This window comes from Paraburkholderia sp. SIMBA_030 (assembly GCF_046535245.1).
Taxonomy (GTDB): Bacteria; Pseudomonadota; Gammaproteobacteria; order Burkholderiales; family Burkholderiaceae; genus Paraburkholderia.
Genome location: NZ_JAWRXB010000003.1, coordinates 423,735 through 443,330, shown reverse-complemented (window position 1 = coordinate 443,330; position 19,596 = coordinate 423,735). Strand labels below are relative to the sequence as shown.

Annotated in this window: 22 protein-coding genes and 4 pseudogenes; 15 read left to right on the top strand and 11 right to left on the bottom strand. The window is 59.5% G+C overall.

All coding sequences use genetic code 11. The features are described 5' to 3' along the window. Window positions 1–55 precede the first annotated feature (55 nt). Complete coding sequence (locus tag SB772_RS07460; protein ID WP_410832648.1) at window positions 56–292, top strand: hypothetical protein; 237 nt, start codon at window positions 56–58, stop codon at window positions 290–292. A 74-nt stretch (window positions 293–366) separates the two neighbouring features. Here SB772_RS07460 and SB772_RS07455 read toward each other — a convergent pair. Further along, a pseudogene (locus SB772_RS07455) lies at window positions 367–695 on the bottom strand (proline racemase family protein); the annotation flags it as partial. A gap of 204 nt (window positions 696–899) precedes the next feature. On the opposite strand from SB772_RS07455, the gene SB772_RS07450 reads away from it, so the two are divergent. From SB772_RS07450 to SB772_RS07440, 3 genes are all read left to right on the top strand, one after another. After that, window positions 900–1,538 (top strand): sel1 repeat family protein, encoded by a 639-nt coding sequence (locus SB772_RS07450; protein WP_410832618.1) that lies wholly within the window; start codon window positions 900–902, stop codon window positions 1,536–1,538. 506 nt (window positions 1,539–2,044) lie between these two features. Beyond that, the gene (locus tag SB772_RS07445) at window positions 2,045–2,356 is read left to right on the top strand and encodes a hypothetical protein (RefSeq protein WP_172170550.1); all 312 of its coding nucleotides are present in this window, start codon (window positions 2,045–2,047) and stop codon (window positions 2,354–2,356) included. Window positions 2,357–2,409: 53 nt separating this feature from the next. Next, the gene (locus SB772_RS07440; protein ID WP_410832617.1) at window positions 2,410–2,658 is read left to right on the top strand and encodes a hypothetical protein; all 249 of its coding nucleotides are present in this window, start codon (window positions 2,410–2,412) and stop codon (window positions 2,656–2,658) included. A 67-nt stretch (window positions 2,659–2,725) separates the two neighbouring features. On the opposite strand, the gene SB772_RS07435 is transcribed toward SB772_RS07440, so the two are convergent. From SB772_RS07435 to SB772_RS07425, 3 genes and pseudogenes are all read right to left on the bottom strand, one after another. Next, the gene (locus SB772_RS07435) at window positions 2,726–3,481 is read right to left on the bottom strand and encodes an H-NS family nucleoid-associated regulatory protein (RefSeq protein ID WP_410832616.1); all 756 of its coding nucleotides are present in this window, start codon (window positions 3,479–3,481) and stop codon (window positions 2,726–2,728) included. A gap of 136 nt (window positions 3,482–3,617) precedes the next feature. Next, on the bottom strand, window positions 3,618–4,292 hold the full coding sequence (locus SB772_RS07430) for an MYXO-CTERM sorting domain-containing protein (protein ID WP_410832615.1): 675 nt from the start codon (window positions 4,290–4,292) through the stop codon (window positions 3,618–3,620). A gap of 140 nt (window positions 4,293–4,432) precedes the next feature. Beyond that, window positions 4,433–5,082 (bottom strand): annotated as a pseudogene (locus tag SB772_RS07425) (DUF429 domain-containing protein). Here SB772_RS07425 and SB772_RS07420 point away from each other — a divergent pair. From SB772_RS07420 to SB772_RS07400, 5 genes are all read left to right on the top strand, one after another. Beyond that, complete coding sequence (locus SB772_RS07420) at window positions 5,023–5,361, top strand: hypothetical protein (protein ID WP_410832647.1); 339 nt, start codon at window positions 5,023–5,025, stop codon at window positions 5,359–5,361. The pseudogene SB772_RS07425 and the gene SB772_RS07420 overlap by 60 nt on opposite strands. Beyond that, on the top strand, window positions 5,358–5,795 hold the full coding sequence (locus SB772_RS07415; protein WP_410832614.1) for a hypothetical protein: 438 nt from the start codon (window positions 5,358–5,360) through the stop codon (window positions 5,793–5,795). Before SB772_RS07420 ends, SB772_RS07415 begins: the two co-directional genes overlap by 4 nt. A gap of 126 nt (window positions 5,796–5,921) precedes the next feature. After that, window positions 5,922–6,416 (top strand): hypothetical protein, encoded by a 495-nt coding sequence (locus SB772_RS07410; RefSeq protein ID WP_410832613.1) that lies wholly within the window; start codon window positions 5,922–5,924, stop codon window positions 6,414–6,416. Window positions 6,417–6,418: 2 nt separating this feature from the next. Then, complete coding sequence (locus tag SB772_RS07405) at window positions 6,419–6,892, top strand: hypothetical protein (RefSeq protein WP_410832612.1); 474 nt, start codon at window positions 6,419–6,421, stop codon at window positions 6,890–6,892. A 92-nt stretch (window positions 6,893–6,984) separates the two neighbouring features. After that, window positions 6,985–7,404 carry a cupin domain-containing protein gene (locus tag SB772_RS07400; RefSeq protein ID WP_410832611.1) on the top strand — a complete coding sequence of 140 codons (420 nt, stop codon included), beginning with the start codon at window positions 6,985–6,987 and terminating at the stop codon, window positions 7,402–7,404. Window positions 7,405–7,439: 35 nt separating this feature from the next. Here SB772_RS07400 and SB772_RS07395 read toward each other — a convergent pair whose 3' ends face one another. Then, window positions 7,440–7,904 (bottom strand): PRC-barrel domain-containing protein, encoded by a 465-nt coding sequence (locus SB772_RS07395; RefSeq protein WP_410832646.1) that lies wholly within the window; start codon window positions 7,902–7,904, stop codon window positions 7,440–7,442. A 100-nt stretch (window positions 7,905–8,004) separates the two neighbouring features. Beyond that, a complete protein-coding gene (locus tag SB772_RS07390; RefSeq protein ID WP_410832610.1) occupies window positions 8,005–8,946 on the bottom strand; it encodes a nitrilase-related carbon-nitrogen hydrolase in 942 nt (313 codons plus the stop codon). Window positions 8,947–9,219: 273 nt separating this feature from the next. Here SB772_RS07390 and SB772_RS07385 point away from each other — a divergent pair. Then, a pseudogene (locus tag SB772_RS07385) lies at window positions 9,220–9,988 on the top strand (MBL fold metallo-hydrolase); the annotation flags it as partial. Here the strand turns inward: SB772_RS07385 and SB772_RS07380 are convergent. Next, a pseudogene (locus tag SB772_RS07380) lies at window positions 9,977–10,345 on the bottom strand (TPM domain-containing protein); the annotation flags it as partial. The pseudogenes SB772_RS07385 and SB772_RS07380 sit on opposite strands and share 12 nt — an antisense overlap. Before the next feature lie 390 nt (window positions 10,346–10,735). Between SB772_RS07380 and SB772_RS07375 the strand changes: the two are divergent. Next, window positions 10,736–11,014 (top strand): LysR substrate-binding domain-containing protein, encoded by a 279-nt coding sequence (locus SB772_RS07375; RefSeq protein WP_410832609.1) that lies wholly within the window; start codon window positions 10,736–10,738, stop codon window positions 11,012–11,014. Between the two features lie 317 nt (window positions 11,015–11,331). On the opposite strand, the gene SB772_RS07370 is transcribed toward SB772_RS07375, so the two are convergent. Together SB772_RS07370 and SB772_RS07365 are read right to left on the bottom strand one after the other, a co-directional pair. Beyond that, window positions 11,332–11,748 (bottom strand): hypothetical protein, encoded by a 417-nt coding sequence (locus tag SB772_RS07370; protein ID WP_410832608.1) that lies wholly within the window; start codon window positions 11,746–11,748, stop codon window positions 11,332–11,334. A 1,633-nt stretch (window positions 11,749–13,381) separates the two neighbouring features. Then, window positions 13,382–13,621, bottom strand: coding sequence for a hypothetical protein (locus SB772_RS07365; RefSeq protein WP_410832607.1), 240 nt, complete (start codon window positions 13,619–13,621; stop codon window positions 13,382–13,384). Between the two features lie 336 nt (window positions 13,622–13,957). Between SB772_RS07365 and SB772_RS07360 the strand changes: the two genes are divergently transcribed. Beyond that, on the top strand, window positions 13,958–14,557 hold the full coding sequence (locus SB772_RS07360) for a short chain dehydrogenase (RefSeq protein WP_410832606.1): 600 nt from the start codon (window positions 13,958–13,960) through the stop codon (window positions 14,555–14,557). A gap of 20 nt (window positions 14,558–14,577) precedes the next feature. Here SB772_RS07360 and SB772_RS07355 read toward each other — a convergent pair whose 3' ends face one another. Then, entirely contained in the window at window positions 14,578–15,402 is an 825-nt protein-coding gene (locus tag SB772_RS07355; RefSeq protein ID WP_410832605.1) for a GGDEF domain-containing protein, read from the bottom strand. 1,278 nt (window positions 15,403–16,680) lie between these two features. On the opposite strand from SB772_RS07355, the gene SB772_RS07350 reads away from it, so the two are divergent. From SB772_RS07350 to SB772_RS07340, 3 genes are read left to right on the top strand one after another with little or no spacing between them, the layout of a single operon-like run. Continuing rightward, the gene (locus SB772_RS07350; protein ID WP_410832604.1) at window positions 16,681–18,270 is read left to right on the top strand and encodes a recombinase family protein; all 1,590 of its coding nucleotides are present in this window, start codon (window positions 16,681–16,683) and stop codon (window positions 18,268–18,270) included. Next, on the top strand, window positions 18,267–18,608 hold the full coding sequence (locus tag SB772_RS07345) for a hypothetical protein (RefSeq protein ID WP_410832603.1): 342 nt from the start codon (window positions 18,267–18,269) through the stop codon (window positions 18,606–18,608). Before SB772_RS07350 ends, SB772_RS07345 begins: the two co-directional genes overlap by 4 nt. Next, window positions 18,605–19,237 (top strand): plasmid partitioning protein RepB C-terminal domain-containing protein, encoded by a 633-nt coding sequence (locus tag SB772_RS07340; protein ID WP_410832602.1) that lies wholly within the window; start codon window positions 18,605–18,607, stop codon window positions 19,235–19,237. Before SB772_RS07345 ends, SB772_RS07340 begins: the two co-directional genes overlap by 4 nt. Here the strand turns inward: SB772_RS07340 and SB772_RS07335 are convergent. Next, window positions 19,234–19,596 (bottom strand): hypothetical protein, encoded by a 363-nt coding sequence (locus SB772_RS07335; RefSeq protein ID WP_410832601.1) that lies wholly within the window; start codon window positions 19,594–19,596, stop codon window positions 19,234–19,236. The genes SB772_RS07340 and SB772_RS07335 overlap by 4 nt on opposite strands.

Below are 19,596 nucleotides of genomic sequence, written 5' to 3'. Positions count from 1 at the left end.
TACCTATCTTTACTGTCGCCGATAACGTCTCAAATCATCTCAGTAAGGTGCACCGTTGTCGATTACCTTTGGCGCAGGCGACGACATCGAGCGCTTGCGCAGCATTATGGTGATGCGACGGGTGAGGCCCGGAGGTAGCGAACAGACGCCCGGCCCACAATGGATTGCCGAGGTGGTGGCGTTCGGTTCAATTCGTCTCCGGGGGAAATCGCGGTTGGGGCAGCCCCTTTTCCAGCAAGCAGCAGAAGTTTCACCGAAATTGAGAAGTTTCAAAAACGATGAAACCGCGTGATACCGGAAGCACCGGGTAACGACAATCATGCCGGCTGTGCGGATACGAACAGTTCCTGCATCGCCCTTGCGCTGAGAACTGCGAGTCGGCACCCAGCCCAATTCGGCCGCCACGGTAGACACCGCGATAAATCCGTGTCCGCAGTGGTCCCTGTAGCCCTCGTTGTGAAGGAAGACGACGCCGAAGTCGGCGGTGGACTAATCGGTTCAGTTCGGTAGCCACCGTACATGTCACCGTGGCTCAAACACCAACGCCTTTCGAATCTCGTCGGCGTTCTCTTTCAGCCATGCACGACGTTTAACGATGGTTTCACCCGGCAGGCGAGGAAGCCGCTCGTGAAGATGCGGAACACCTCTCCGCCGGTTTGAACTTCAACGCCGAAATAGTCCGGCGTGATGTTCATGTGTGCCGGTCGTTATCTCAAGTCCAAGCTCGGCGACTTCACATATGTTTAAGATTCAGCAGCGGGACACCCGCGCTCCGTAGCCAGCTTGAGTGCGCCTACATTCGATTACCTGACGAGCGTCGCCGACCGATGACGGGGCGCAGGCGAGAGGTGCGGTGAGGTATCATCGCCCTCATCACTCACCACAGGACGCCAAATCTGATGTCGGTAGATTCAAGCTGGTTGGGCCAAATTGAACGCGAGTGGGCACAACTTCGCGAGTGCGACCCGTCACTCGACGTGGAAAGGTTCTTCCGGCACGTTGTATCAGCAAACAAGGTCGGATTTCTTTCACTTGAATCTATCGCGGCCATTGCGAATGGCCTGCTCACAAGCCCGTTGTCGGGCGCGCCCTATCTCGGCCGGCGACTGCTTGAACGGGTTGGCCCTGGCCGACATCCCTCCCTTCGGGTCGCGCTTGCACTGTCTCTTGTCACGGAGACAGGCGGGCCTGCGGATTACGAGGGCGGTCACGTCATTCTGGGCGACGTGCTGAAGGACGATACGGCGAGCGACCCGCTGCGAGGTATGGCGGCAGCAGCGCTCGCGGACAGTGCGCGGCTTGGTCGTGGCATGGACCCCGACCTCGAGATGGCCAAGGACATGTATTCCACGGCACTGGAGCTTGGACACCGGTCGGCCGCGTATAACTTGGGCTTGTATTGGGAGGGATGCTGGGATACGAGTGCTCCCGGCGACGTGGTCCCCGACAGCGCAAAGGCGGCACAGGCCTACAAGCGTGGTGGTTCGCACGCAAAATGCGCCGCCCGTCTGGACGCATTGCGGACCCGCACGAGGTAAACCACTCCAATCGCGCGTGTCGCCGCAACAAAAAGCGAGCTCTGTGTGCTCGCTTACACGGTCGATTAAGCGGCCGCGACTTCCGGCGCGGCCGCGACTTTCGTCGTTGCCCGCACCTTTTCGGCGCCAACCAATTTCTTCGCCGGTGCCTTCTTCGCTACTGCCGTCTTTGTCGCGGGGTTCTTCGCGGCGGCTTACCGGTTACGCGGCACAGACCAACTGGTGGGTCCTTGACTGGCGAAGCGATTTGGCGCCTGCGCGCGCGAAGCTCGACGGACTGTCACGGACCTCAGCTTCCGACTGTTTCCTTTGCTTGCAGGCCAAGGCAACAGGCCGGCCTGCCATCGGGCCCTGCAGTCGAAAACGTCGCCTGTGGGCAACGAAACTTCGGGACGTAACGCCGCGTTACCAATCTCGCACCGCCGTTTCACATGTGTCCGACATCGCCGCTTACACTCCGAGCCGTAGTCACTGACATTGCACTCAATGTGCGAGGAGTAGCGAAGATGAACAAGAAGATACTTGGCGCAGCACTTGGTCTGGCGGTTCTGGCGGCATCAACGGCAGCATCGGCGCACGTCGACGTCGCCATTGGACTGGGCATCCCCGGAGCCGTGTATGCGCCGGCAGAGCCAGTGTACGCACCGCCACCTCCCGTCGTGTATGCTCCCGCACCTGTCGCCGTCGCGTACGGCGGTGACGACGACTGGCGAGCCCGCGAATGGCGCGAACGTCGCGAGTGGCGTGAACGTGAATGGCGCCGCCAGGAATGGCGTGAGCACGAGTGGCGCGAGCGTCGTGATTGGCGCGGGTATTGAAACGACACCGGAAAGCGCCACATCCGGAAAATCCAACCTCAGAGTACCTTCGAATGAAAGCTAGTCCGATAAGAATTGTCTTAATTGCAACGACGCTGGCTTTCGCGACAGCAGGCACGGCAAACGCCGCGGGCTGCCTCAAGGGTGCGGTAGTAGGCGGGGTCGCTGGGCATTACGCGGGACACCACGCTGTCGTCGGTGCGGTCGGTGGCTGCATGGTTGGCAGGCACCTTGCGAAGCAGCACGCTCAACAGCAAGCTCAACAGCAGGCCGCGCAACATCAGGCAGCACAGGCGCAATAAAGTGTCGGATTGGTGTACCCGGTGGAACCAGAAAACCGCTGCTCCACCGGGCATCTGACAACTGCGTTTAGGTCGTCAACTCGGCGCCAGACTCGACTGTGGCCACCGGAGCGGGCACGGCCACGCTCCTGCGCGGCGCTTTTTTCGCCGGTACCTTCGCGCTCACAGCCTTCTTGGCAACCACTTTCTTCACCGCAACCTTCTTCGTCGGTGCGGTCTTTGTCGTTGCGACCTTGTTGACGACGGCTTTCTTGGCAACTGCCTTTTTGGCCGAAGGCTTCGTCTCGGTCGAAGCACTCACATCGGCCGCCGCGCCGGCGCCATCAATCAAAAACTTCGACCGGTCCTTGGAACCAGCCAACCACGCCGGAGCACGTCCGCGCCCGCTCCAGGTCGCGCCCGACTTGGGGTCACGGTAAAGCGCCGGCTGCGGCCCGCGAACATAATTGCCAGCAGCCTTCGCTTTGCTGGCAGAAGCAGGCTTCGCGGTCGCCGTAATTCCATCAATCAAAAACTTATCGCGGTTCTTCGCGGTGGCAATCCACTGGGGCGCCCGGCCGTGACCTGACCACGTAGCGCCGGTCTTCGGGTCAAGATACTTGACCACAACAGTGCTGCCTTTGCTCATGGTCTTAGCAACCGCCTTCGTGGCGCGCCGCTTGCCGCCAGCGTGCGCGTCAATATCAGCAGTGGTCAGACCGTGCTTCGCCATCAACTCGCGAATCTTTTCGATGACGCCCGACGATTGCTTTGCAAGCAACGCGTCAGCCTGTGCCTTCAGTTTATCTATCTTCGTTTGGATTGCTTCCAAAGTCGTTGCCATCAGGTGACCTCCTTGTGAACGTGGCCGCAATATGCCACGGTAGCGTTGGAAAATGCTAGTGCATGGACTGGAGCGGCGTATCACCGAAAATCACAACACTGCGTCACCTCGCTCCTTGCCCTTCAGTGGGGTCCGCTCAAGGCTTGTCCTTGCCGCGAACGTTACTTGGTGGGTCCCCGGTGTTTCCACCGTTACTCCTTCGGCGTTGGAAGAGAACACCGAATCCAACCGCGACAAGCAAGGCCATCGTCAGGCCAGCGCTCATGCCGGTCGCGCTATCGGATTCACTTGCGCCAGAAGGAGCAGAAGCGGCCGCAGGTGAAGAGGTTTGAGTCTCGACAGGCTGCGGAAGCGCCACGCCGGCGGCACTCCCTTGACGCACAAAAGATGCTTCCGATGTCGGCAAGGCTTGGGATGCGGAAAGGGCGATTGCTTCCGAAGCAGGTCCGACAGGGGCCATGGCAGTAGCCGAGGCCATAACCGGAGCCACTGCAGCGCGGGAAGTGGTTTCGACAGACCTGGCTATCACCGCCCACCGAACAAATACGCCGTCGATGCAGTGGACGTCAGTGCAGGCGTTCCGCGATTGCCGCCACCGGGCGAGTTGTTCGGGCGAGAGCTTCCCACTGCTCAGCTGAACCTGCTGCTGCGCGAAGATACCGTCGTATTCATTGTTCAGGATGGCGTGGTCGCAAATCACGCGCTCAGCCGGTTGCCGCGTAGTTGCACATTGAATATCGCTCGCCCATGCTCCGGTCGAACCAAACGCTGCCATTGACAGCAACAAGACCAAATGTCGTCTCAGATACACCAGTCCTCCCTGAATGTGGTTGCTGTGATTAAACTGCGGTCGCTCGTGAGCGAATGCCTATGTGCGCATAACGGGGTCACGAGACCCCTGATGCTGCTACCGGATGGGGCGCGCCAGTTCAACCGCGAAAACGGTCTGACCTAAATCCTTCTGCTGTAGCCAGTGGGAGCGGGCACGACAATGAATCCGCCGAGCTGGTCGCCGTACGCTACGATGCTCCCTTCAAGCAGGAAATTTGCGGTCAAGGCACACAGCGCCGCATCCACTTCGTCGATAGACCTCAGCGACGTCGCATCAATTCCTGCATCTTCAAGAATTTCTCGGCGCCGGGCTCGCTTTCGCTTCGCAGATGCGACTTCAGTCCTAAGAAGGGCGCTGGTTATGGCGTGGGGAAACGTCTCAAAGCAGACTCGGTCACCGATTTCTCCCCCATTTCTACAAGAGGAAAATGTGGCGCGCATGCCTGATAGACATCTCGCCGTTGAACATCCACCCGTAGAATCCGCTTTTACTGGCCATGGCCAGTTCACGAGTCGGTGTGGCGAACGAAAAGACCCGTCGCTGCGCGAGCCCCTTCTCTGCTTGCCTTCCGGCCTCGCCGACTCGCCACAGACAGGGCGCGTCAATACCCACCGCTGCCACCTCAAATTGGAGGCACTTTTCGAGCATATGCTCTGGGCGCCTCCTTGCGGAGGTTGCACACAATTTCGGAGCCACGCAGGATAACGAGATGATTTCCCTTCCGGTCTCCGCCAATGTCGATTCCGGCGACAGTTCGTTGCGACCTCATAATCCCCGTACCTTCAACGAAGCGCACTTATCTCGGTTCCATCCGATGATGTTTCAAACTGTCGAAAAACACTGCAATCCAGCACTCGATTCCAAGAATGCCGCGTCTTGCCGCGACACGCCAGGGGTAGATGGCCGCTTGCCGCCCTACGAGGTTGTTTATCGGCTCCGGGGCGCGGAAACTTTACGTCGTGGCAGCCGACGCGGCAGTATTTCTCTTGCACGCGCCACGGCGGCGATAGACTGGAACCTCAACATCCGTCCTGGAGCCTGGGCATGACCTCGCAAACCTGCAACCGCATCGACCTTGCGCGCGAGCAGCTGGAGATGGCGCTCGTCGCGTTCCTGGAGCGCCGTCGCTTCGCCTCGGCCATCACCCTGGCCAGCGCGGCCGAACGTGTACTGGGAGAGGCGCTGCGGCACGCCGGCAAGCCGGCGGGCGTGGACTGGAAGTTCGATGCGGCCGACCTGGCGCACACGAAGCTGCACGGCCGGCCGCTGGACCGCCAGGCCTTCAATGTCGCGGAGAGCTGTGTGGCCGCCGCGCTGAGCCACTTCGATAAAGCCGATGCGCCCGACTTCGAAGTCGACCTCGAGGAGGCCGCGTGCTGGATGCTGGTGCGGGCCTGCGAGAATGCGCACCGGCTCGGGCTGACCGTGCAGGGCTTCGACGCGTTCAACGAGTGGTTCTGCGAGCACGTCATCGTGACGTGATTCCAGCCGCCGAGCACAACGCACCTCACCCTGCGGAGGCTGGGCGAGGCGGCCCGAAGAACAACAACTTCGGAACGTTCACTTCGCGACTACGCGGCAGACGTTTCCTGACGGAGCGCATGAATTATGAGGAAGCAGTTGACCGCCGCCGCAATCGCGACCTGCCTCGCGCTGGTAGCCGTCCGGGCCCAGGCTAGAACTGTCGATGTCGACTACAGGAATGCGACCTTCCGCATCGACAACGAAGACGTGAAGTTGTCGAATGGCAAGCGAGCGGTACCGGCCGCGCCTGGCTCGGCGACGCAGCACGTGACGCGTGTGGTCGGCAAGCCCGTCGGTGGCCGACTTGACTCGAAGCCTGCTGCCGCGATATTCCTGGCGGACGAACCAGGCGGTAGCGGCATTTTCAATTACGTAGCGGTGGTATTCAATGACTGCAGTAAGTCCAACGCTGTCCTCCTTGGCGACCGCATCATGCCGCGGTCGATTGTGTTCCATGGCCGCTCCATCGTCGTCACCTATCTAGACCGAAAACCGGACGAACCCATGGCTGTCATACCCAAGGTAAGGAAGAACATGACGCTTGGCTTTGATTCCAGGACCTGCCAGCTCGCCAAATAAACATGAGCATTGTCCGCAAATTGCGCGCGACCGGTACCGCATTCCTCCTGTCGGCGCTCTGCGCAGCCTGCGCGACCCCACACCCACCACCCGGCGCCCGGCTTTCCGCGCGGGAATATTTCGGCACGGCGCGGGGCCATGACGTCACCGACAGGGTCGAGTTCTTCGGGGTGGGCTTCACGGCCAGCAAGCCTGTGGCGCTCAGCGTTGAGCATCTCCCGGGCGACACGCAGGACATTGCCTTCACCATCCCGGGCACGCCGCCGACGGACCCGTACGGCTTCCTCGATTTCAACTACCCGCCACCGTGTCTCTATCGCCGCGGCGACCGGCCGACGGTCGAACGGCCAATCCGCGTGCGCGCGACCGATGCGGCCGGCTGGACCGTGTATTCCGGCACGCTGACTGCGCAGAGTTTCGCGCGCGATGCGCCGCCACCGGACGCCGTGCAGCGACTGAAGCGTCCAGGAAACTGAGAGCAAAAATCCCGGCCTTACCCTTTCTTCCGTCGCCTATAGTGATTGCCATGGGCGTGACGGATACGCGGGCTGATGACCGGAGGTGCGCAATGGAAACAACCTCACCGAGGGCGAAAGTGGGTCGTGTTGTTCGTGGTGGTGCCAGCCACATGTCCCAGCAGGGCTCCGTGCATGCGCCCGGTATCAGCAAGGAGACGGTGGGGTCCGAAGTTCTCTACCTGGGCGTGGTGTCCGTGCCGCCCGGGGGCAGAACCAGCGCTCACATTCACGAACACCATGACACCGCGCATTACATGCTGAGCGGCGACGAAATCGAGTTCTATACGGGCGAGGAACTGGAAGACCGGCAGGTGGTGCGCCCCGGTGATTACATCTTCACCCCGGCGGGCGTGGTCCATGTCGCCGTCAACCGCAGCCCGACCCCCGCCGTCTTCGTCGTCGCCCGCAATGAGCCGACGGCGCGGGAATGCGTGGTCATGCGTCCGGAACTCGATGCCAGGGTGCCGTGAGCCGGGGTGTGATGCGGGCGAGGGAGGCTGAATTTCTAGATGTCGGTCTCGCGTCCTTCGCTGATGTCACGGGTAGCGGTCCAGTACGGTTCGCGGTTGTAATAGATATGGACCGTGGTGCCCCACTTTTCGTCCGCCATCGAAGGCCAATGGTCCTTGTCGAACCCGGGCTCATCCTTGAGTCGCTGGGCCGGGATGTCCACGACGAAACACCGGTCGATTGCATCCAGTGTCAGCGCGCTCCACGGGATGGCATGCAGCGTATCGCCGATGCCGAGGAATCCCCCGGTCGAGAGGACGGCATAGGCAATCCGTCCGCTTCGCACGTCCAGCATGATGTCGGCTATCTTGCCCACGTGTTCGCCGTCGGATGACATGACCTTTTCGCCATTGAGCGAGGTCGCTGCCATCACCTCCGGTCCGGGCCCCGCGCCGACGGTGCTGCCAACGATTTTCGCGCCGGTACCGGATGGGTGCATTTGAGGGTCGGATGCAGTCATCATTTGCTCACTTGTGTTGAAAACACCAGAGCGCGCATGCCGCGTGCCCGAGGCTTGCGCTGGACGTACGTCCAGGATGAGGCCCGAGGCGCAATGTGTGCTAGAGAGGGCGCTGCTCGAAAACGACGGGAGGCATGGGCGCTTCATTCACGTGCAGCCGAAAGACGTCAGAGCGCGCGTAATGCCCGGCAACGTCGAAGTCATACTTGGCTCTGGCCAGGTCTCCCAAGTCCAGTTCTTGCACAAGGATGGCGTCTGTATCGAACACTGGACCTGCGAGGATTTCGCCCAGAGGACTGACAATGCAACTGCCACCGCGCATCAGCACGGTATCGGGTTCGTTTCCCTGAATGGCCGCATAGTGTTCAGGCGCGTCCTTTCTTCGCAGATGCTGACAGGCCGATAGCACGAAGCAACGCCCCTCGAGCGCGATGTGCTGCATTGAGGGAGCCCAGGTGGGCCGGCTGTCCGCCGTCGGGGCGCAATAAATCTGTATGCCTTTCGCGTACATTGCCATCCGCAGCAGCGGCATGTAATTTTCCCAGCAAATCACCGCGCCGAGACGGCCGAAGGGCGTGTCGAAGACTGGCAGTGTTGACCCGTCGCCAAATCCCCAGACCAGCCGCTCAGCGCCGGTGGGCATGAGCTTCCTGTGCCTGCCGAGCAGCGCACCCTCCGGGCCGAAGAAGAGCGCCGTACAGTAGAGCGTCGCGCCACCTCGTTCGACGACACCGATAACCATGTACTGTTTCAGGTCGCCGGCCATCTGGCCAAGAAGGTCGGTGTGCACGGAGGGCACTTCAATGGCGCTGTCGAAGTACCGGCGGTAATCTTCCCGTCCTTCCGGAGTCCGGCCGCCAAAGGTGGACCCGAAGTCGAGCCCCTTCGGATAGGCCGACACGAAGGCCTCCGGGAAGACCACCAGTTGCGAGTCCTGTTTCGATGCCGAAGACGCGCCCAGCTCGACCTTGTCGAGGGTGCGTTCGACATCGAACACGGCTGCCCCGGTTTGAACTACTGCGGCACGCAAGGACTTTTCCACGTCGACCCTCCAGACAGGCTCGTTCATCGAACACTAGGCTGGCGCAAGGCGAGCTGCAACCTGAGAATGAGGGTGTGGGGACGCGCCGAGGGTGTCCTTACAAACCTTTCTTCTATGATAACTGCTATTAGCATAGAAGAATTTTTGGTCATTGATACCAAGCCCTCAATTGCGCACAACAAGGTCCCGCTGAAACTGCGTCTGGATGTTACGCAGGTGCGTTCGAATCAGCCGAATCTGGACGCCATCAGATGGGTTTTTCGCAATCACCCGCTGGTTTCCACCATCGTCCGATTTGGTGAAGATGCGAGTCGTGGCCTTGAGGCTGAATGGCATGACCTCCGCACCGACCCGGTCCTTGACTACGACCCAAAAGCAGGACGCACGTCAACGACGAATGCCGACAAGGTCATCGAGTTTGTTCGCCAGCGCGGCCTGCGGGCGCAGTGGATTCTGGAAACGCACGCGCATGCGGACCACCTGTCCGCAGCGCACTATTTGCGGGGCAAGCTCGGCGGCATAATTGCGATTGGCGAGCACATTCGCACCGTTCAGAGCGTCTTCAAGAAGCTCTTCAATCTGGAGCCCGAATTCCGGCTTGACGGCTCCCAGTTCGACCATCTTTTTCGCGAAGATGAGGAGTTTTCCATCGGTGGCGTGGCAGCAAAGGCGTTGTATGCGCCGGGCCATACACCTGCGGACACGGCCTACCAGATTGGGGACGCAGTGTTCGTCGGAGACACGCTGTTCATGCCGGATGTCGGTACCGCACGCTGTGACTTCCCCGGCGGCGATGCGCATAGGCTGGTCGATTCGAAAGCTGCTCGACCTGCCGGGCGACACCCGGCTCTTCATGTGTCACGACTACCCTCCCGAAGGTCGTAAGCCCACATGGGAAACCACAGCACTGGCGCAGCGTGCCGAGAACATCCACGTGCACGATGGCGTGACGGAGGAACAGTTCGTCAGTATGCGTAAGGCGCGTGACACGACGCTTGCGATGCCGGTGCTGATTCTGCCGTCCGTGCAGGTCAACATCCGGGTTCTCGCAGATTGTTTCCCACTCGGCGGCGTGCACGTGAGCATGAACCCCTCGGTCGGCCACTATTTCCACGTCACGGTCGGCAAGCAGGAGATAGATGAGTACGCCATTGTTGTGCTCGGTGTCCCACACCCGAAGCTGCGAAAAGACGTCAATCGCCCGTTCTCTTGCAGACGTGCTGGTCAGCAGCGCTTCGATTGGAAGCGCTCCCTCGACCACAAATCGAACCTGCCCTATATGGGCCCGATGACTTGCCTGAACCGCTTTCTCAATCGCGCGCAGCGTGCGCGGAGGAAAGGCAACATTCACATTCCACCGCGTCAGGAGCAGGTGTCTTACTATCCCTTTGATTTCCATGGCTACCACCTGCCCGAGGTCCCACCACCGCCAAAGCCACCGCCGCCCCCACGAAACGTCGTGCGGCTGGACCCGCCCCCGGGGCCGCCACCAATGGCACGCCCCCCCAACGAACGCGCCCAACCCGCTACCCAATAGGGTGAAAGCCAGGGCAATCGCACCTGCGACGATTGCGATTAAAACCGTCCCCGACAACAGCCATATTTACTCGCGTCGAGCTTGCTACTGGTCGTCAGTACTGCTGACGCCAACACGACATTACCCCACACGCCGACATCGGACTGACCAGTCTGCTAAATGGAAAAATGTTTAGGTTGCAACGATTCACGGGCCGTCTGCTGGTCCAGCCGAATCTCGGCATCCGGTTCGCACTAAGGTCGGTGACAACAGTTGCATATCAACGACACGGACGCCTTGCTTAAGCTTGCTATCAGAGGCCACGGCGTCGCTTTGCTGCCGACCTGGGCATGTGGGCGAGCGTTGGAGGACGGTCGATTGGTTCCCCCTTCCGCCTGGATGGGAAGCCCAGTTGAGGAAGGCAACACCTGCCGTTTGGGCCGTCTATCCACGCAAGAAGACCGTCTCATCGAAGGTTCGAGCTTCTATCGACTTCTATACGGCAATCTTCGCGAACGAAAACCCGTAGAGTCGCGGACAGCCACCGTTTAGGAAGCCAGCTGTCGTCCCGTCGGTTAGTTTCAGTTGTCGGTGTCGACGTTGAGGCTCAGACGGCCACCATCGTTGTTCAATGCGGGAGCGCGCGCTCCTGTCGACTGAAAAGAGCAGGCGAGCAACGTTCTCGCATTACAGGGCTGGAATCGAGCGCCCACACTTGCCGACCACTGCGATGTCCCTCTCGCTAAAGGACCAACAGAACATTGGCTACAGGGCATCCGTTTGCGGAAAATCGGCATAGGCCTCACGGTATCTCGCGTACGCAAGCCCTTTATGGAGAAACGTGAGACGTTCCTGAGCGCAAGCCCGCTTTAGCCCTCTAGTGAAAACGGTGAGCCGCCAGTGTTTTCCTCGAACCACTGAAACGCGTCGTCAACGCTGATAAAGCTGACCCGCTCGCGCACGGCCTTGAGCGTTCTGACTTGCTCCTTAATGTCGGGAGGTGGGCTGCCATACGCATTGAGTACTGCTTTTCCCGCAAGTACCCGTTCCACTCTCACGTTCTCCAGCGCGAGCGTAACCTTGAAAAAGCCGCGCGAGATAGTGTTGTTTGTAAGGCTGTCGTCCGCGACGATGACTTGTACAGAGGTATCCGAGTCGGCAGCATCACCCCACAGGGTCGCGGTATCGGTCAAATCCGTGCCGATAAGTTCGCCAGCACGGGAATAGCCGTCCTGCACGCTGGTGACGGTTTTGTGAATCGGGTCGATGAGGAACGATACATCCACAAGCGTCTCTCCGTCAGGCCAGAGGCTATGCGGACCATAATACACGCTGAAGCTGCGCGCGAAACCGTCCCGGCTGGCAGCGCGTTGCTCTGGCACACTGGCTATGCGGGTCGAACACGGCTTCCGCGATACCTACGCTGGTTGAATCTCATACAAATTGAGCGAACATTGCTGACGCCAACACGACATTGACCCACGCGCCGACACCGGACTGACCAGTCTTCCAAATGGAAAAATGTTTACGTTGCAACGATTCACGGGCCGTCTGCTGGTCCAGCCGAATCTCGGCGTCCGGTTCGAACTGAGGTCGGCGACAACATCCATGCTCATCATGCGGACGACGCCCTCCAGAGATACCCACGCTACTGGCTCTCCGGCGGGCGCGGGGCGCAGCGTCGCAGGGGGAGCGGGTCGGACGCTAAGTCGCGACGACACGCTCGACGGCGATGCTCCGACTCAATGGCCGTGAAAGATGTCGCATGAAGTCCTCGGAATGCAGGACGGCGAGCGCATACTGCCCGCCGCTGCGCTTCCCGTGGCCGGAACCCCGCCATACGATGTGTCAGTGCCGGGCTGCGCAGGCGCTTCCGCCTTCTGCATCGCTGGCGGTGTGGATGGTGGCGCCGTTTGCGGCGCGCTCTGGGCGTGTGCCACTCCGCCGACTGCGAACAGGCAGACAGCGCCCGCCGCCAGTATCAGTTTTGAATTCATCTCAACTCCTTGGTTCATCCGCAAGTTGCCTAAGACATTTTCCCGCTCCTTGCTGATTTCCGATTTCCGCTCCGCGAAAGGACATTCAGCGTCGATGCTGACGCCGTTCAGGCGAGCGAATCCAATCTCGGTTTTTCGCACGCATTGCGCGAGAAGCCGAGCCCGCTAGATGACTATCTGGACAATGACGCGACGTTGGTAACGCGCGAGGCAGGACGGTGCGCCGGTGCGCAATAGATACGCTGGGGACAGGACGTTGTAAGTCCGTTGGCCAATAGAAACCCGTGCTACAAGTAACGTTATAGGTCTGTAAGCCGGCAATTGACAGGGCAATCGCGAAGCGGCAAATCCGGAGCAATCCACGGGCGCGTTGCGCGCCCTTAAGCGAGTGCGTACGGCAGACTGTCTTATCCACCTTCTGAAGAAAACGTACGCTCCATCAGTAGCTGGTCACCGCTCCACACAGGGCAACACGCCGAGGCGGCCATGCGCGGCGAAAGGCTTGAGCACGGAGTCAGAACAGGGTTCCGCTCTAATTCGGAGCAAAGACCACCGCTCCGCTAACCTCAATGTTCCTCGTTAACCAGGGTATCGAGGGCGTCCGTAAGACTAATCAGATTGCAAACTACGCACTGGTCTAGTGGGACGACAATATCGGCATATCCGACACGCCACCTACGGAATACTGGCCGGTGTATGCCAGCAGGTTCTCGGCAGATGAACTCATGACGATGAACCGTTCGCATGCACTACCAGACAATCGGTGGGATATGTCTTATTTAGACTTTTTGGCGGCCCAACAACCTTTGATTGCGACGGTCGTTCGCGATGGGTACCTGAAGCTTGTGCAGGCTGCCGCGTGACTCAGGCAATCGGATTTTTGGGAGCTGCGGGCACGACGGGTGTGGCGGCACGTACCAAATCATCCGAGCGTTGCCAGCAGCTTGATGAAGTTGCGCTTGGCGCGATATGTCTGGCGAACGGTCTCGAGCTCATCAACGAACTGTGCGTGCTCCTTCAGCTCTGCCCGCAACTTCCCTATGGTGCGCACTATGCCGAACGCTTCGTCATATCGGGCGTTTCGTGTTCCGCTCTCGGCCGCAATTGGCAGCAGGCGGTGATATAGGGCAATGGCGTCGTGTGGACGGGTCTTCGCGCGCATGGATGTCAGCCTAACGTTGGTCGCCGTCGCGCTCGTCAAGCCGCGATACCGCCCCCTCATGGAAACAGGCTTTGCCCCGAGCGAACGTTTTCAGGTCAGCGAGCGACTGGAATTTGGCGAGGGTGAGGACGTCGCGAAGTGGTGAGTGGCGGGCCATGGCGTGCTTGTTTCTCTATGTAGGTCAGCGGGCAAATTTAGCCCGCCCGCAGCGAAGCACTAGGTGCGGTGTTCAGGTTGCCTCACGGGGTAGTACGATAATCACTCGTCCTTTCTCCTCACGCCGTGCGTGATGCGTTGCTCGGCGCAGGTGTGACCTTTCCAGACACAGGAGGACCTATGCGTGTACTGATAATCGGAGCAACGGGACTGCTCGGCAAGGAGGTCGTTCGCCTGCTCTCGCCCGAACACCAGGTCATCGGCGCCAGCCGCAATGGCCCGGACTTGTCCGTGGACCTCGCTGACAAAGCGTCCATCGTGTCCATGTATCAGCGGCTCGGAACCGTTGATGCCGTGATTTGCGCAGCAGGTGCAGCGAAATTTGCGCCGCTTGAATCGCTGACAGATGAGGACTTCGCGTTCAGTCTTGCCAACAAACTGATGGGCCAGGTCAATCTCGTCCGATGCTCGGTCGGCCATGTTATGCAAGGCGGGTCCCTGACGCTGACCGGCGGCATCCTTGCCCAACATCCAGTGACGGGAAGCGCGGCCGTGAGCATCGTGAATGCAGGCGTCGAGGCGTTCGTCAGGTCGGCGGCACTCGAGCTGCAGGGCAAGGCACGGGTCAACGTCGTCAGCCCGGGCTGGGTTTCAGAAACGCTTGCCGCAATGGGCCAGGCCCGCTCTGCGGGCGTTCCCGCCGCGGCCGTGGCCCAGGCGTACAAACGGAGCCTGGTGGAGGACATCACGGGCGAGGTAATTCAGGTCGTGAAGTGGTAACAGCAGCGTTGCCCACACCGCTACGCAATCGGCGGCACGCAGGAACCGCTATCAACGGGCAAGGTGAGCTCAACACTGCTCGCATAAAACTGGGGGCCTCTCATGGGCCCGTGCATGGGTCGGCAACCACGGCTATCAGGCGACACAGTTAATGCGTCGGCGCTCGCCAGCTCATCGCGACCTTTTCCTGCCCTCTTCGCGCGGTACAACGCTGCGTCCGCACGAGCTATCACGTCGGTGAGCGAATCGTTGGAGCCACATTCGTCGATACCGGCACTAGAGCTGCAGCATGGCGCGCCTTCCCGGGCTGAGCTCACGCCGCTTACTGAGGACAATATCATCTCAACGAGCCTCACTGCCTGAAGCTTTCCAGTCTGCGGAAAGAGTATTGCGAACGCTTCACCGCCGAGTCGACCAAAAACGTCGGTGCGTCGAAACCGTTGGGAGACCTCAATGGCGAAGCACTTCAAGACGCGGTCACCGACCGGATGCCCGTAACGGTCATTGATTACCTTGAAGTCATCGAGGTCAATGATGGCGACTGATAGCAGCGAACGCGAAGATTTGGCTGCCATCAAAATCTCTTCGCTGCGCACCATGAATGCGCGTCTTACGAGTGTGCCTGTCAGTTCGTCAACCGTTGCAAGGTGCTGCGCGTGCTCCACGAGCCTGTCATTGACCAGCATGACCAGGCCGATTGACAGCAGTAGCAGCGAAAGGATGCCCGCTGAGATGAACCCGAGATTCCATGCTGTTGGCTCAAGGACTCTGGCGTCGGGGCTCGTGAAGAAGATGCACTGAACGACTCTGGATGCATGAACGACAGTGCCCAGAACGGCTGCCACGAAAACTAGCCAATGCCCGTACTGTCGCCGATGCATCCCGCGCGAACTCCAGATGGCCCAACTACAGCGATTCGCGTACAGGCGAGCACGCTCGACATCACAGCCGCTCGCCTTTGGCAAACATTCCGACGTGCGGTCGAGTGGCCACACGCAGGCGCGCCATTTCTCGCCCGTGCAGCGGCTATTCTTCGCGAGCGGCAATATCGGAATCGAATCGCCGTGCACGAAATGTTATGGAACTGGCACCACGTTGGTGCGACTCAATGTTCGACCACCCTTTGTTAAAGATTTTGCTGCGCGACGCTGAAATTAGCGCAATACTAACTTTGCCCGCCTCGTCTCCTCGCGGGTTCTTCACCGATGAACGGCCCGCTGCCGCGGGCCTCTTTTCCCCGTCTGCTGTACGCTGACTCACGCAACACGGCAATGACGTCATGGAACTTTGCGACGAATGCGCCGAGCTTCAAGGATGCTCCGCTGACAAGGTCCGCGCGGAAGGGATGACCTTGGTCGGAGTCGGTCAATGCGAAGGCGTTGTGGCAATCGAGCACTACCGTTGCGAGAAGTGTCGTACCGTTATGGTTCGGCAACTCTGCGGGTGTTCGTCCGAACAGGTCTGGACAGCGATTGCCTAGGCTGGAAATTGTCATCCCGGTCTTTCGCATCGTGTTCGTAGCTGTGCAACGACGGACAAGTACATACGTTGGCAGCGCTAACACTTTACCCCGATGTGCGTGCGTAATCGCTCCGTCGCTGATGGAGGCGATGGAGCTGACGCTCGATAGTCATATCGAGCCAGAAAATCACCTCTCGACGTCTGGCCCCGCAACCCGCTGCATTTTCAAAAGAGCCTTTAATTTCTCGACGGGACGTGGGCCACTTGCCGACAGGCTTGCCCCGAAAAGCCACCGATTCCGCCGCAGAAGCAAAATCAGGTTCGACAACAGCGTCATTGGTCGCATCGGTTTTCGATGCGCGTCAGTTTGAGCGCTGGGACGGCACACTTTCTGTCAGCACCTGTGTGATTGATTTGAACACGACGTTGAGAATGACGCTTCGAGGTGCTCCGGCGCGTCGAACGCGGAAGCGATTCGCAGAGCTGCGAAAAAACCTACTTTCCCAGCCCCTGGGTACCCGAAGCCTCAACGCGCCATAACGACGTGCTGTCGGGCGAGCGATTTGTTGCAAGGTCGGCAGTGTGGGCAACGTGACTCGCCTCGCCTTGACTTCCTCTGTAAAAACACTACTACTTGCTTGTGCTGCTATCGGATATTCCACATGCCTTCCGCACGGAGTCGACGAGCAAGTCCATCTGTGCCCCTTCGGGCCGCGCAGTACATACGCATGTCGACAGACCATCAGGAATACTCCCCTGTTTTTCAAAGACAGGCTATCGAGGCCTATGCGGTTGCCCACCACATCCGCATCGTCGGCAAGTACGAAGATGCTGGCATAAGTGGCTTGACACTGCGAGAGCGTCCGGCGCTCGTCCAGCTGCTTCTGGATGTCGACAGCCCGGAACGCAAATTCACCGCTGTCCTTGTGTACGACGTCAGTCGTTGGGGGCGATTTCAGGACATCGACGAAGCCGCATTTTACGAATATGCATGCCGCCGTGCGGGAGTCGATGTCGTATATGTTGCCGAGCCTTTTGAGAACGACGGAAGCCCGGCGACATCAGTGTTAAAGGCGTTGAAGCGGGCGATGGCCGCAGAGTTCAGTCGGGAGATGTCACGCAAGGTTTTCCTGGGGCACTGCCTCAATGTCGAACGCGGCTTTCATACGGGTGGCCCACCCGGCTACGGATTACGCCGCATCCTTCTCGACGCAGACCGCAACGTCCGGCACTCCCTCGACAGGTACGAATACAAAAGCGTTCAGACTGACCGCGTCATCATCGCCCCGGCGCCCGGTGGCGAGGCGGCGGTGGTTCGGAAAATCTACGAGTGGTACGCGACGCAGCCAATCACGGCGGCTGCAATAGCAAGACGCCTCAATGATTTCGGGATTTGCAACGGCTTCGGGCGACCGTGGCAAGGCCAAAACATTCTGAACATCCTCCGCAACGAAATGTACATTGGCACCAACGTCTACAGTCGCACAACTTCGAAATTGACCAGCCCCTGGGAGCGGGTTCCAGAGAATGACTGGATTCGTGTTCCGGGAGCGTTTGAGCCTGTTGTCGACAAACGCATCTTCACAGCCGTTCAACAGAAAATGGACCGTGCCCGGCGTAGACCCACGAGGGACGAGATTACCGACGGTCTGCACAAAGTCATCAAACGAGCCGGCAAGCTCACCCAGGCAACACTGAGGCATTACCGTAGCGCGCCGTCCGTCGAGCAGATAATGCGCGAGTTTGGAAGCTTGAACGATGCATACAAGGCGATAGGCTACGCACCGAATCTGGACCCGGCCCGCTCAGAAAATCGCTCTGTCGAACGCCGCATGGAGAAACAGGTCGCCGATGTAACCATCGACGTTTTGCAAAGTCTGGGTCACGAGGTGCGATACGAAAAGCACACAGATACCTTGTGTGTCGACGGCTCGTTGAGATTGAAGCTTGTTGTCCGCAGTCCATGGCTTATCGGCGGCAGCATCCCCTACTGGGTCGCGCGCTGGCCAGACTGTTTCCCTATAGATTTCCTTATATATGGCCGCATAGAGCGCGCCAGTTCGGAGCTACTCGACTTCCACATCTTCCCACGTGGAAGCCTCGTTCCGGGGGCATACACGGTAATCCACCGGCACGGCCAGGCACATTTCAAAGCCTATCAGCATCCAAATCTGACACCCTTGCTTGACATCGCTGAGAGCGTCCCCATTGAAGCGTTGGTGAGCACGACATTCTGTGGGAGAGTCTCTTGATGCACCCTCGTCGACCACGCATCAGTTCCTCTGGAATTGAGCCAAACCTGCACCGGCAGGATGGCGAATCAACACCAGCAAAGCTCCAACCTGAACGTCGTCGTGCCGGTAGAAAAGCGACACCAGAGGAAAAGGCAAAAGACGTTCTCAAGCTGGAGCGTGCGCGCCAGCGGACTGCAATCAAACATATGCGTGCGATGCACGGCGAGAGGGCTCTGACGACAAAGGTCCTGCTGGAACTGCTGTCGGACCCAGCCTTCGTGGCGCTGTTACGCGCCGAGGGGTTCACCTCGATACCGAAGCTCCTTCATCAACGGCTCGTGGAGCAACGCTTATGACGCAAGCGCAAGCTCGACCTGCGAGGTTCATACGTCGTTCAAGCGCTGCTCGGGCCGAGTGCGAAAGACCGCCAGAAATTTGTGCTGAAGCGTTTGCTCTGGTCGTCGGGCAATTGCTTCCGAAGCGGACGGTCGCTGCGCTTGCAAGGATGACCCCGACGCGTCAAGTTGCAACTGCCCAGACCATGGTCGCAGTGGACAACCTCAGCGGTGATTTCGCGCGGGCCCTCTTGGCAGCGACGCCATCAAGTGAGAGGGTCGATGATGCACGGGGGCGACAGTCCCACGCTGATTGCGCGAACCGACTGGCCAGGATGGAACGAGGGCTTGTTCAGATGCAACTCGAAGCGGCGGAGCTGCGCGCACATTACGACGATGACCTGTTTCATCTGGCGCTTGCTGCCAGTTACGTGCGGGGCTGGATGCGGAACGAAGTGGTTACAACCTGGCTCTACTCGCACCATCCGAAGTTCGCCATCGTGCTCGACCGCGTGGCGAAGGCGGCAGACTTTGCAATTGAGCCTAGGCGGCCAATGAAGCTTCCTTACTCACCGGCCGTGAGCCCCACAGAGTCTCGCAAAAGAAAAACAGGTAGACGTCGTCCAGGGGCCGGAATCCAGCCCCGTTAAGACCATCGCTTACCAGCCAGCCGCGTCAAGCAGTGCTGATAAATCTCTCTCGCTATTGCCGACCGGAAATCAAGCCGCAGATTGTCGCAGAAGAGCGTGGTAATCATCTGGGGCGAGAAGACGGGCAATGGGGCCGTCTCCAACTGCTGTGCTATCTCCAGAGCCCGACTCGAAAGCATGGCTCGTTGCATTACATTGGCGCCGGCGCCGTTCGAATTCAACCATATGGTTGTGGACTCCACGACGTGGTGCGGCGCAAGCCAGTGACCCGTCAGTTGTTTGGCCAGCAGGTGCGATGAAGCAAGATAGGCGAGTAGTTCGGCGCGCGCCTGAAGGTCCATGTTGAGTGGATTGTTCAC